At 47.0% G+C, this 13,186-nt stretch carries 12 protein-coding genes; 1 reads left to right on the forward strand and 11 read right to left on the reverse strand.

From position 1 onward, the window contains the following. Positions 1-40 precede the first annotated feature (40 nt). From BSCG_RS04735 to BSCG_RS04695, 11 genes are all read right to left on the reverse strand, one after another. On the reverse strand, positions 41-1,933 hold the full coding sequence (locus BSCG_RS04735) for a type IA DNA topoisomerase (RefSeq protein ID WP_032849733.1): 1,893 nt from the start codon (positions 1,931-1,933) through the stop codon (positions 41-43). Between the two features lie 209 nt (positions 1,934-2,142). Further along, on the reverse strand, positions 2,143-3,015 hold the full coding sequence (locus BSCG_RS04730; protein WP_008777094.1) for a hypothetical protein: 873 nt from the start codon (positions 3,013-3,015) through the stop codon (positions 2,143-2,145). After that, a complete protein-coding gene (locus BSCG_RS04725; protein WP_008777095.1) occupies positions 3,015-4,220 on the reverse strand; it encodes a DUF6047 family protein in 1,206 nt (401 codons plus the stop codon). The genes BSCG_RS04730 and BSCG_RS04725 overlap by 1 nt, the downstream gene beginning before the upstream one ends. Positions 4,221-4,231: 11 nt before the next feature. Next, entirely contained in the window at positions 4,232-5,998 is a 1,767-nt protein-coding gene (locus BSCG_RS04720; RefSeq protein WP_008777096.1) for a DUF6047 family protein, read from the reverse strand. Positions 5,999-6,019: 21 nt separating this feature from the next. Next, positions 6,020-7,114 carry a DUF6047 family protein gene (locus BSCG_RS04715; RefSeq protein WP_008777097.1) on the reverse strand — a complete coding sequence of 365 codons (1,095 nt, stop codon included), beginning with the start codon at positions 7,112-7,114 and terminating at the stop codon, positions 6,020-6,022. A gap of 116 nt (positions 7,115-7,230) precedes the next feature. After that, positions 7,231-7,449: a hypothetical protein gene (locus BSCG_RS0127900; RefSeq protein ID WP_008777098.1), complete on the reverse strand. Its 219-nt coding sequence runs from the start codon at positions 7,447-7,449 to the stop codon at positions 7,231-7,233. Between the two features lie 11 nt (positions 7,450-7,460). Beyond that, entirely contained in the window at positions 7,461-8,522 is a 1,062-nt protein-coding gene (locus BSCG_RS04710; protein ID WP_008777099.1) for a DUF6047 family protein, read from the reverse strand. Continuing rightward, a complete protein-coding gene (locus BSCG_RS30620) occupies positions 8,408-8,923 on the reverse strand; it encodes a hypothetical protein (protein WP_008777100.1) in 516 nt (171 codons plus the stop codon). The genes BSCG_RS04710 and BSCG_RS30620 overlap by 115 nt, the downstream gene beginning before the upstream one ends. A 4-nt stretch (positions 8,924-8,927) precedes the next feature. Continuing rightward, positions 8,928-9,743 carry a DUF6047 family protein gene (locus BSCG_RS04705; RefSeq protein ID WP_008777101.1) on the reverse strand — a complete coding sequence of 272 codons (816 nt, stop codon included), beginning with the start codon at positions 9,741-9,743 and terminating at the stop codon, positions 8,928-8,930. Between the two features lie 4 nt (positions 9,744-9,747). Next, positions 9,748-11,172 (reverse strand): DUF6047 family protein, encoded by a 1,425-nt coding sequence (locus BSCG_RS04700; RefSeq protein ID WP_008777102.1) that lies wholly within the window; start codon positions 11,170-11,172, stop codon positions 9,748-9,750. Between the two features lie 4 nt (positions 11,173-11,176). Beyond that, positions 11,177-12,319 carry a DUF4099 domain-containing protein gene (locus tag BSCG_RS04695; RefSeq protein ID WP_008777103.1) on the reverse strand — a complete coding sequence of 381 codons (1,143 nt, stop codon included), beginning with the start codon at positions 12,317-12,319 and terminating at the stop codon, positions 11,177-11,179. Between the two features lie 323 nt (positions 12,320-12,642). Here BSCG_RS04695 and BSCG_RS0127910 point away from each other — a divergent pair, with 323 nt between their 5' ends. Then, on the forward strand, positions 12,643-13,002 hold the full coding sequence (locus BSCG_RS0127910; protein ID WP_032849736.1) for a M23 family metallopeptidase: 360 nt from the start codon (positions 12,643-12,645) through the stop codon (positions 13,000-13,002). Positions 13,003-13,186 lie beyond the last annotated feature (184 nt).

A 13,186-nucleotide genomic window follows, 5' to 3' on the forward strand; every position in this document is an offset into this window, starting at 1 on the left:
AGTAGTATCTCATCTATTTCTTTTTTCATAAGCCAATGGACTATTTCCTAGGTTTATTATCCTTGAATGTAATGTCTATCTTGTAGTTGTCATCCAATTCCAGCGAAGCTTCATACTTTTTCCCTTTCTTACTGGTGAACTTGAGATATCCAGTGCACTTTCCCTGTAACAGCAGGAGCATCTGGTTATCCGTCAGCTCCCTGCCGTTGAAGGTCCGGAACAAAAGAAAAGCGCAATCGGGATCGCCGCATTTGGCCACCTTATTGAAAACAGTAATTGTTTCTGCCCCGCACTTAGGGCATTTACAGTGCAGCAAGTCCGGATAGTCGAGTTTAAGAGTAAGCAGTTCAGACGTGATTTGCCGAGCGTAGGAATTGATATTCCCTGTAAATGTTTCCGTAGGAACTTTGCCGGTTTCTATTTCATGTAAGGCGCACTCCCATCTCCCGGTCATGCTTACGTTGGCTATCATCTTTTCCTTGACAATATCATATACTTCCAAACCTTTGGGAGTAGGAATCAGGGACCGTCCGCTTCTTTCCACATAATGTCTGGCAATGAGCAGTTCAATAATTCCAGCCCGTGTAGCCGGTGTCCCCAGTCCGGAGTCTTTCATCGCTTCTTTTTCTTTTTCATCGCTCAAATTCCGACCACATCCTTCCATTGCCGCAAGCAAGCTTGCCTCGGTGAATATCGGTTGCGGCTTGGTTTTTCTGGTTAACGTATCAATACTAAGAACGGGCAAAGTTTCACCTTCCTTAAATTCCGCCAGAAAGCTTTCTTCTTCTTTTTCACCCGGTTCATTATAAATGCCTCTCCATCCCGGAACCTTGATTTGGCACCCTTTAATTCCGAAAGAGACTCCGTTACAGTCTGCCTGTACAGATAATGTTTCTTGTAGGCATTTGCCGGAGAAAGCCTCCAGCATACGTCCTGCAATCATAGAGTAGATATTCTGCTCGTCAAGGGAAAGGTTCTGAGGAAAGTTCTCCGTAATGATTAATCCGTGGTGGTCTGTCATCTTGCTATCGTTCACACAGTGGCGGTTCAAAATCCGGCTACAGAGATCCTCCGCATGGCGTGCAAAACGGGGATGCTGCTTCAGCAAGGCGATGAGGGAAGGAACCTGTTCAAAGATGTCCTCTGTGATATAACCGCACCCGGTACGTGGATACGAAATGTAGCCGAATTCATACAGCTTCTGGGCAATGTCCAGCGTTTGTTCCGCGGTCAGTCCCAGTTTGGTGTTGGCACTTCGCTGCAGGGCGGTTAAATCGTAAAGTAGTGGAGCTTCTTCCGATACTTGCCTCTTTTCTACCTGCACCACTTTGGCAGTTTTCTCTTCATAGACTTTTTTACGGGCCATGTCGAGGCTTTGCGGTGTATCATACTTTTCGGCGCAGGTCATTACAAGTTCTTCTCCTGCCTTTGTTGTGCGTAGTTGCAGTTGGTAATAGGGTTTGACTACAAAATCCCTATTGTCCAGATATCGGCAGCAAATCATGGCAAGCGTCGGAGTCTGTACTCTTCCCAGAGAATAGTTGCTCTTTCCGGCAGCCATGCTCAAAGACAGGCTGGCATTCATACCTACTACCCAATCTGCTTCTCTCCGGGCTTTAGCGGAACGATACAGGTTGTCAAACTCCCTGCTTGATTTAAGGTTATTGAACCCTTCACGTATTGATTTTTCCGTGAGCGAGGATATCCACAGGCGTTTGGTTTCTTTGGTGTACCCCAGATAGTCAAGGACATACCTGGCTATAAGTTCTCCTTCGCGAGCCGCATCCGTACAAATGATCACACTACCAGTCTGATTCAACAGTCTGCGGATCACGTCCAATTGTTTCAAAGCTGACGGATCAGCCTTATACCCCTCTTCCGTTTTTACCTGGCGAACAACCAGTCTGAACGGATGGGGAATAATCGGCAACATCTCCTTTTCCGCACGGATGATACCATAATCGGAAGGCAAGGCCAAAGCCAGCAGGTGGCCGTAAGTTCATGTAACGGCATACCCGTTTCCACTCAAATATCCTTCCTGTTTCTCCGTTGCGCCCAAAACCCGGGCGATACTGCGTGCCACGGACGGCTTTTCACAGATGCAAATCGTTTTCATCTTAGTTATCTTTTAATGTTGAATGACTATTTTATTTTTACACTCTTGGCCTTTGTCTTTCCCTTCCTCTCCTTCTTCTTTGGTTCTTTGGGTACGGAGAGTTTCTCTTTTTTCTCCGATGCCTGTATGCCTTCCGCCAGATTCGGTACGGAAGTCTTCTTTGCTGGGAAACGGCTGATTAAATCCATTGAGAATCCGGTCATCCCGGCACCCAGTTTTACCAGGTCTGCCGGTTGGAGGTATTTCTCCCCGTTCTTTCTGGCTGCCAGCTCATACATGACCGTTTCACGCCCTTGCAGGATTCCTTCATAATTCTGGTAAGGGAGGTTCGATTCGGACAGACCGTTCTGACGGAGCATCCCACAAATCTCATCGGGCGGCAATCCCCCGAACTTCCGGTCAAAGGGAGAAGATAGGATATATCTGTATGTCGCCAGGAGCTGTTTTTCGTGGCTCATATCGGGGCATCCTTCGTATCCCTGCAGTTGCCTTATCTTTTTTGCAATACTGCCAAGGCTCTTGAAAGTATTCCTGTCCCTATCCTGAAGAGGCATCCTGCCAATCCGAACCAGCTCCGTCTGGATGCGGTTCAGGTTGGATACTTCCCATTTATTCAACAGGCTACTGCGGTTGTTCAGGTACTCATCCCGGAGGATGGCAACCGGATTCCTCGTTTGAAGGAACAATCCGATCCGTTTTCTCCATGAGGGTTCATGAAGGTTGGATGCGCTCCAGCGGATCGTATTGAAACGATAGGCGTCCATGAATTTCCTGAAAGGATTCCGATTTGTAAACAGGTTCCTGAAAGTCTGCAGGAATGCTTTTCTTCCGGCATCCCTACGGCTGCGTGGTATCTCGTTTTCAGGAATGAATGTGTTATTTATCAATTCCATAAGCACTATAATTTTGGCTTCGCCTGCTTTTTGGGAGAAGCGTTTTTTGTCTTGACTTTTTTCTTTTCATTGTTACGTGAAGATTCGGGTTTGTTATGTAGTTTCACGGCTGCTTGGACCTGTATAATATCCTTCGAAACTCCAACAGACTGGATTGTCCGTTGATAATCCTTCCGGACCCCATCCCGGTTTAACAGTGTCCCGGCCAATGACTTGGCTGCGTTTTGCAGTTCATCCATCTTCTGTTGAAAAGGATAATCCCGGCGCAAATCCTTTTGCCGGATAATCTCACGGATACTTTTCTCCACGGGTAAGAAATCCTTTTTATAGGCAAACGATTCGTCCGCCGGTAAATGGGCATATCCTCTGTCAGCTATATCCTGAAGAGTCATGATATTCCAGTTTCGGGCGGAGAGTTCCAGTGCGTTAGCCGTAATAAACCGGTCGAGGTTTTTCCCTGTAGGATGCATGTCGAAAGTGACGGACGGCTTGTAATTCGCCAGAATTTCCATTGCCGCTTGCGGCATGGAGGTTTGATTCCCGTTGGAGAGTTCCAGCATCCGGCGTGATACGGTTCCTATCCGGTAGATATTCAACGATTCCACATCCTGTAGAGAGCCTGAGTAGAAATTATCCGCCGTTGATTGCAGGTAATCCCGAAACTTCCTCGTTCCGGATAATCCGTCATTGAATACCCGGATACCTTGTTCCGTTTCAACGATGGTATAGAATTGTTTGGCCTGTTTCCCTGATGCGACCTTTTCCATTGCATCCTCATAAGCAACAAAACGCTTATAGCCCGGTGAGTGGTCCAGTGCCTGGAAATTCTCTGCCGTCAGTTCCTTTTGGCATGCTCTCAGGTAGGCCACTTTCCGCAGAGGAACAGAATTGTTTTTTGTGATACCTCCGTGAGAAACGATGAAACGAAGGGCTTTTTCACTATCTTTTACCGGCAGTTTGCTGGTGAAAGGAATGTCCTTGGCGGGTATTCCCTCAAAATGCAGCAAAAGGTTATCCGGCACCGTTTTCTGATCCATGGCTATCCGGGCGACAAGATCCATAAATACCGGAAAAGAGTCTTTATCCGTCGGGACATACGATACGACCATGACAGTCGATACCCGATTATCTGGTAGCAACTCTATAAACAGGCTTTTCAAATCTTCTTTTTCGGTTAGTCTATCTTTTATTTTTTCCATCCATGCAGGCATGACAATCAGTTTTAGATACGGGGATTATGTGACTTGTTACGGCGGGGAACAGCCTTTTTCTTTTCCGATGCCGCCGATCCGGTCAGCTGCAATGGCGGACAGGTCAGTTTATATGCCAGACCAAGTATCCTGTCGGCAAGTTGCTGCTGTCTGTTTTGGATATTATAGAATGCTTTCTCACTATATCCTTTTTGGGATTGCAGTTCGGACATTTCCTGATCCAGCGGTTTGAAATCACCTTTGTAGGCGAATTCTCTATAACTCTCATTGGAATTGAAATCTGTCGGCAGACCGTATTCCCGTATGAAGAGCAGATTGAATATCTCTGCATTCTTCGACGTTATCGATAAATGGTAATCTTCCGTGAACTGTTTGAAGGCATGATAAGTCGGTTCTATGGGATAGCCGCCTTTTTTCAGCAGTTCGGATTGCTCTATGGGATACAATGGCATTTTCGCCAATTCCCCATAGAAAGGATTGGATTGGAAAAAGCTTAGATGCTTCTGCATATAATGTTCCGTGCTATGGTTCGGATTAGAAATGTAGAATTCCCTGATCCGTTCCAGAGCCTGTACTTCCGGAGTGAAGAACCGGTCAGCCAGATATTGCAAATAGCATTGTTTGTAGACAGCTCCTTCATCCGTGGCAGGCAGGTAAACGGCACCTTTGGGAGTCTGTATGGAGATGACGGGCTCTATCTCTCTATTCTGCCGGTTATCCGGTGAAATTCCATAATCACGTTTTAAAATGTAGGCTGCCTGATCACGGATCAATGCTTTTACCTTCTCCTGTTCACCCTTGTTTTCTGCCGGAATATTCTGTAACGCATTAAACTGTGAGTTAAAAGAGTTCTTATGCATGAACGGAATTTGTCCGGTTATATAATCTATTCCATAAATTCCGGCTGTTTCTTGTAAAGACAGCAGCCGGAGTATCTGGGCATTTGCGATACTTGTAACTGTTCCATAGGAGGACGCGAATTTGTCATAAGCGTCAAACGTCGGTTCTATGCGATGGCTCCTGTCCAGTCGTGCATTTCTCAGGATAGCCGCATCCAGATATTGCGCTTTATCCGGTATAAAATCGTTTGTATATAATGAGAAGGGATTGGTGGATGTCTGAAACGCCTTTATAGCCTCTACATTCGGATTAGCCAGTTTGTACAGGTTGACAAACTCCGGTTTATCTTCGTCCGTAATAAAAAAATGGTCGGCCAGATGTTGCATATAGGAATGGCAGCACATCTTTCCGTAACCGGAATATTCAAACAAAAGCACTCCTTTTGCGGTTTCTACAGCGGTCAGGGTTTCCGACGGATCATCATGGAGGGTATTCTGTGCCAATGCGAAACGTTTGGCCTCCGGTTGTACAAGTAGATGGTCCGCAAGCCCGCTGGATACCAGCATGGGCAGGCTTTTTTCTGCATCGCGTGAATAAAGGTATTCCAATCCTCTGAGTGGGACATTGTTTTGCATGCTTCCTCCGTTCTCACTGATAAATTTAGGTACCAGGCTGTTATCCTTGTCAAAGGGACGGATATCCGGGCAGGTTACTCCTGAGGGAAACTGGTAACGACACAAATCAAGATCAGGCAGGTGGCTTTGAACGAGGGATAGTTTGTACATTTCCCTTTGCCGCCGTAAATATTCGGTAAATCTTTGATTTGCCATCGATACTTCTTTCTCCGGTATCAGGTGTATTTCCAGTTGCCGGGGTTTTCCTTTGGAGTCCTGGGCAACAAAAAAATGAAGGATGAGTTCGGGATTTTTCTGTTTCATGTTTTTTCTTTTTATTAATGATTATAATTTGATTGATCCGGATTTCTTTCTTGCTTCTTTTTTCGCCTCCTTCTTTTCCGGTTTGGAAGGTTCGTATCCCCGGACATTGTATTCTGTTTGCAGGATCCTTCCGGCCACATCCTTTGCCGTTTTTTGGAGGGCCTCAGAAAGTGGTGAATGCTCCGATTTTTTCAAGTAGGAGTGCGTCAGTTTATCCAGTATTTTCTCAAAGCTGTTTTCATGGATAAACCCGTAGCCGGGTTTGGAGATGTCAATGCCATTCTTGTAGATTTCATCCAGACGGGCAATATCCGTCATGAGTTCGCTTCTATCCAGATTGAACCTGCTTAAGAAATTATCATAATCGCTTTTGTCGGGTTTCATGGAACACCGGACGGATGGAGAATGGTCTTTCATGAGATCCTTTGGATAATAGACAGCTTCCGAGGGGATGAAACAGTGTGGCATCTCCGGTGTGAACATGGCGGCGCATTGTCTGGAATCTTCCACTATGATATTGTTGGCGGTGCTGAAATAATAGATCTCAAGGGAGTCAACACCTCTCAATGCTGATGAGAAATAATTGTCTGCCAGATATTGCAGATACCGTTCCATGCAGTGAATTCCTCTTCCGGTATCATCGAATAAAAGCACACCGTTCCCGCTTTGTATGGCGGTAACCGTTCTCTCCCGGGTATTGTCCATCTTTTCCGAATGATAGTGTATGTATGCCTCCAGTACTTTTGCCGTGTCGGCACTGTCATTCATCCTTTCCAGCAGAGCAACCGTATCAAACATGTGTATGGGTAATCCCCTTGCAGAGATTTCATGGGCGAAAACAAGACTTCTGAGCGAAATGGAAGGGAGTTCCTCCAATTCCCCGTTATACATGACTTCATGTATGACGGAAGGAGTATCCATATCGATGTCTTTGTCCATTTGGAGGCAATAGATGGTTTCTTCCGGAATATAGGTCCCGCCCAGTGCGAGTTCCGCCTGCTCCCTCAGATAATTACCGCACAGCATATCCTGGTTCTCTCCGGATATATGGCTGTAATCAACCACTTTGCCCAGCCCGTCGTTTACATTAAAAAGAATGGTATCGTTTGTATTCATATTCTTCTGATTTATAAAGTGAATGATTAAGAGAGTTTACGCCCTTTCGACGGGCCGGTAGCTTTTTCATTTTTCATCTTATGCTCCACATTCTGCTTTTTCTCCAAGTCTATGGCTCATGGAAAACAGACCATTATCTTGTCCGGACAGCAAAGGGAGATTCTTTTTTGCTTCATAGATTCGTCATCCAGCCGGATGCTAACAAAGTAATCCATCTCTCCTTTTCCGGTTTCCTTGATGGCGATGACTTTCCCTTTATAGGGAATGGGGGCCTGTTCTTCCGGATCGTTCTCTACAATCCATGCCCCAATATAAATCTGACTTTTGGGTATCATATTTCCTGTTATTATTTTAAACGGTTGGTCTTTCGTTTTTGGTTCTCCGGCTTTTTGACGGCCCTCGGCTTTTTATTTATATCCGTGGGTAGCGGATGGAGAAGTCCCTCTTTCAAGGTATAGGTCTTGACGGGAAAAGGCTCGGATGAGTTCTTCATCCGGTTCTGACCGAAGTCCGCCATGCAGTATTGCAGGTGTCTGACCGCTTCTCGGTTGTTCTCCGGGATATAAAGCGCATAACCGGAAGACAATACTGATTTCTGCACGTCATTCAGCCTCCGGTTCCCCACGGTAAATTCCACCATCGGATCATCCAGCATGTTCTTGAGGGAACGGTGCCCCCTCACATCGAAATCCCTTTTCAGAATGCTGTCGGCGGCCTCCCGGATTTCCATGGAGGCTTGTTTGAATTCCTTCCTATCGAAATCAGCCGCTGATCGTACCTGCGTTATCCTTTCAAGTTTCCGGGCAACTGGCAGTAGCTCCTTAAAGTAGGTGAACGGCTGCTCATGAATATTCATATAACCGTTCTTCATCACGGTCAGCAACCGGTAAATATCCCGGTTGGAAGGGATGATTTGCGCACGTACGTCCGGATCGAAATGGAATTTGTCAGCCAGTTCCATAAATCCGTCAGCCGTCGTTTCCATCGGGCTGTAAAATAGAGGAGTCAGCCCATTAATAAACTTGTCCGGCAATTTGGATTGGGGCACGTGGTTCTCACGCTGGAATTCAAAAGAATTATTCAGCTGCCGGGCATGGTCGATCCGGTAGGATGCGTCAATATGGGCTGCCAGCTCTTCCGTTACATACGGATATTCATAGACACCCAGATGGCCGATGTCGTAATGCGGATCGAAGTAATGGTCGATGATATGCTGCAAACATTCCCTGAATCCTTCTTTTCCGATTTCATTGCCGGAGAATATCAGATACCCGAAGTCATTCTCCACCACTTTCAGCGGTGTCCGGAAATTCGCCTCTCCCGGTAGATTTTCTGCCTTTCGTCCTGGGATCTGCGGAAACTCATATAATCGGCTTCCTGCACGAAATACTTTTTCAGGATGCTGCAATCGGTATCTCCTTTATATCTGGAGCAGTAGACAGCGTCCGAGAGTGAGATCTGACGGGAAGGGGACTGGAAGTTCCGCTGCAAGTAAGGCAACAGCTCCTGCCGGATATACTTGTCCAAAGGCATGTGTGTATCCGGTAACGGCACATCCCTCATCCAATTCAGGTCATACCGCACCATCTCCACATCCGGCACATACGTACAGCTTTTGACTTCGTTGACATTGTCCGACAGGAACTTATAAAAGGCGGCATCCGTTACCTCCCTTTGGTTTCCTTCGACGAACCTGAGTGAGTTGCCCGGTAACGGTGTATAATGGTGATACCGGTCTATCGCAATGAATATACTGCCCGGTCTTTCGGGATCGAAAAATGAATTTTCCATTTGGTCTCTCTTGTCCATGTTTCTACAGTTTAGGGTGGGTGTGTTTTTTCTTTTTCACGTCCCGCTTTTTATCCAAAGCCTTTTCGATAACCGCTTTCACCTTGAATACCTGCTTGTTTGCAGGCGGTTCTTTAGAGAATACGATCCGGGAGAAATCCCCATTAACCCATGCATAGGAATGGGACGGGTTGTCCCTTGCCTCTGCGGGCAGAAAGAGCACATGTCCCGCCTGCAATACCTGCCGGTGAGGGGTAAAGAGGCGAACACCGTCTACCATGACACTGTCCATCGGGTCACTGAGAATCCTTTCGACCGTCCGGTGTCCGCGTACGTCGTAGAACCGCTTGAGGAGTTTATCCAGCTCGTCCTTGTCACGGCTGTTTTCCTCTATCTGTTCACGTATTTCCGGTGTCAAAGTTCGTCGGGAAAGTTCGGAAACTGCACGTTCCTTACCCGCCATTGCATCCAATGCATCAATAATATTACAGTTGCGGTAGCTGATGTCACAGTGCGCATTGTGGCAGAAACTGCGGAAATCTTCCGGGGTGGGCTTCATCTCATTACGGTATGCCAGCTCCATCTTTGGGAGTCTGTCCATCTTCAGGTAAGGATATTCAGTGAACAGGTTCCCGCCCGGATTGACAGACGGCCCCTGTCGGAGGATGCCTTCCGCCCTGTAAACATGGACGGGACCGAGGTTGAAATGGGGATCGAAGTAATGATCCGCCACAAGCTGCAGGAATTTTTGCATATTTGCCTGCCCTTCCGCCGTATGGGTGAAGAATAAAAAACCGTCAGCGGTTTCTATGGCTGTATAGGATTGTTCGGGTTGCTTCATAATTTTATAATTTAGGGGAATTATTTTTTTTCGTTTTTGTTTCTTTTTTCAAAGCGGCGGTATATGGGATGATTCTGCCGTTTTTCTCCTGATACACAGCTTTGCCTGCCGGAGGTTTGGAGTATGCCATTACCCGGTTACATTTCTTGTCGGCATGGAGAAAGTGCAAACCGGGCATTGATTCGGAGATTTTGGAAGAGTAGATCCATTTGCCTTCCAGAAGGGCTTGTCTCATGGCCTGGCTGGCATCGGCTCCCCCAATGAGAAACGGAACGCTTTTGTCATTCAGTGCCCTTTCCAATGTACGGTGTCCCCTTACATCGAATTCCGTTTGGAGAATATTCTCCGCTTTCCAGCGCATTTCATCCAGCACATCGGCCAAATTCAGACCGGAGGATTGTCCGTTGATGCAGTTGTCTATCCGGGTGACATACTCTTGAAATACATTCCGGTATCCGAAAGCCGGATCAACCACAAGATCACGCTTGAATCCGTTTTCTATCAGATACAGTAGTTTGCTGATATCCGCATTGTTACGGCTTGCAGGGCATCCTGCAAATTCAGTCAGGCGGAGGAATTCAGAAGCGGTCGGCTCCATATTCGTTTCAAACGTCTGCTTCCACAGGTTCCGGTCACGGAACGTATCTTTTGAGAAGATGGTTTCATCAAAGTCATATTTCCCTTTCCCGTTTTGAGGGTTCTTTCGGTAACAGGCATCCACCAAGGGACAGATATCGTCGGACAGCCTGTTGACCTGGTATTGCCTGACGGGACCGGGTTCGCTATGAACCCGGAAATAGTTGCCGGATAGTTGCTGGTAAAAACATTTTAATCCGTCCCGTCCAATTTGGGTATCACTGAAGAACAGGATTCCTTTGGAAGTCTCCACCGCATGCAAGGGTAATTTATAAACCGGGTTATAGTCATATCGGACAGCCAGTTCGTCCTGTTTCCTGTGAAAATGGAGCAGTCCGTCCAATTGCTCTACCGTCAACTTGGGCAGCTCGCCGGATTCCATGAGGATGTCGCTGCGTGACTGTGCAAACAGTACATTCCTCAGATTGGTGCTTATCAGGGGAACCAGTCCCTTCTCCCGGACATAGGGCAGAAAGAACCGGTTGATATATTTTTTCTTGGCAATATCCCCTGTAAGGACAGGCACATCCGTCATTTTCGGGAATGAATAGATTTCCAGACGGGTATCCGGTACAAAAGCGGCATATTTGGCTTTTATCGTTTCCCGGCTGAACAGAGCCATGAACGTATAAACAGGGTCTTGCCTGTCGGGATCGGCAGAATAGAGTATATAGGAGGATTCCGCATGAGGTTTCTCCTTGCCGGTTTCATAACCGACAAGAAGATAGCCTTCACCGTCTTTCTTGAAAAGCTCGTCCAGCTGCTTGGGGTCATCAGAAAGATAGGCTGCCATATTATTACATTTTAGGGGTTATGGACGGCTTGCGGGTACGTGTTTTCTTTTCCGCTTGCCGGGAGGCCTCTTCCTTTTTCAAAGGCTTTCCGGCTGTTTGTACCGGCCCGTTAACCTGCTGTTCTCCGTTACTGTTTTGCTGCTGCTCCTGTTTCTGCCCCTCTTCCAGCTTCTTGGTGCTTCTTTCCCAGAGGAATTCAACACCCCGCTCGGCGGCACTCATCTGAATGGATGTGGTATAATAGTTCCCGTTATTGGACTTGAAACGGATAGGCACTTCCTCTCCACGTAAGGCGGCTTCATATTCTGATGGGGAAAGCGTATAATCTTTTACCTTGCGGGGAACGCGTACCTGTTCTACGGGCATGTGAAACAATTCATTCGTTACCGGGTCTTTGGAAAGGTAGCAGGGCCTGGTTTCCTTGGTGCGGTAATCAATGACCATGTCGACTGTTTTACCCAGGTTGCCGGTCTGGTTTAATGTCTTGAGATCGTCCTCCGTCAATGTGTATCCCCTGTAATCTTCACCCACTTTGGGAGCCTGACGGATATAATGGATGTCAAACTTGACCACACCGTTCTCATCACGGAACAGGGAGAGTTTAGCATCACCACTTTCACGACCCAGCTCGGAAGGTTTGGCTATATGGAAGGCTACAGCGGAAGATTTCCCTTGCAACATCCTTTCAAGACTGTCCTTCGAATTTTTCAGGACATCCGGGGTAATGCCATATCTGGCAGCCTGTTCCCAATTGATTTCCCGTTCATTATAACGGTGGTTGTTATACACCCTGGTCGAAGCCAGCTCTTTTCTTACCGCTTCGTTCTGTGGTAGCTGCGCTGCCTCTATTTTTTCTTTGGCCTGCTCTACAGGTGTTTCTTTCGGGATGTTGTACAAGGAGTAACGTCCCGGATTGTTGTAATGGTAGAGAAAGTTCTTTCCGAAGTTGGTGAAGAAGTTACCTCTCTGGTCCACCTTGATGAACTGGCCTTTGTCCGCTTCATTGGCTTCGAGCGTTTCCAGTTCGCCATTCGCTGAGATTCCTTTTACTCCTTTGGCTTTCTGCTCTTTCTTGTCATACGCCATCAGATACCCGTGTTCCTGAGTTGCTCCGTTGTTTTCAGGGGCTAAGTTTACATTGTCCATATACGTTAATTTTAAAGATTAATGAATCATTTGCAAGGGTAAAATTACTATCTTTGCCATTAAATAAATTGATTATGAAGAAGTTGTCATTGATTGTCATGTTCTGTCACTTATTGTCATGTCCGGCTTTTACACAATCCCCGTCGAAGGAGTTCAGAAGCGGACTCAGTTCAATCATCTGCCGTATCCATTCCGCCCGGCAGTGAAAATCTTTCGTATGAAACAGCCGGTTGCCGGTAACCGTACTGGCTGATTATCCTATTATATTCCCCTTGAATGAGAGCCGGAGGAGGTTCGCCGTCTCGTCCGGTTTCGGAATAAGGATGCATCCGGTGAGAAAGAAAAGGGTACTCCATGCCGGAGTGGATATAGCCGCACCTTATGGCACGCCGGTCCATGCTTCGGGAAACGGGAAGGTCGTTGAAGCCCGGTACAGCAGCAGTTACGGCTGGTACGTCGAAATCCGGCATGCGGGTGGCTTTTCCACGCTGTATGCGCACTTAAGTAAATTGTACGTGAAAAAGGGAAACGTTGTCCGCATGGGTCGGCGTATCGGCAATGTCGGGCATACCGGTATCGCGACCGGCAACCACCTGCATTTTGAACTGAGAAAAAACGGGAAGCCGCAGAATCCCCTGCAATGGGTGATACTAAGGGATTCACGTTATAAAAAGAGCCATTAATCCAATCCGTTATACAATGAATATTGAAGAAGCTAAACGCATTCCGTTGGAGGATTATCTCCGGCGCATGGGATTTTCCCCGGTCAGACAACACGGGGACAGTATCTGGTATTGTTCTCCTTTCCGTGAGGAGAAGACACCTTCTTTCAAGGTGAGCACATCCCGCAACCTATGATATGATTTC

Origin of the sequence: Bacteroides sp. 2_2_4, from assembly GCF_000157055.1 — a bacterium.
Classification (GTDB): Bacteria; Bacteroidota; Bacteroidia; order Bacteroidales; family Bacteroidaceae; genus Bacteroides; species Bacteroides ovatus.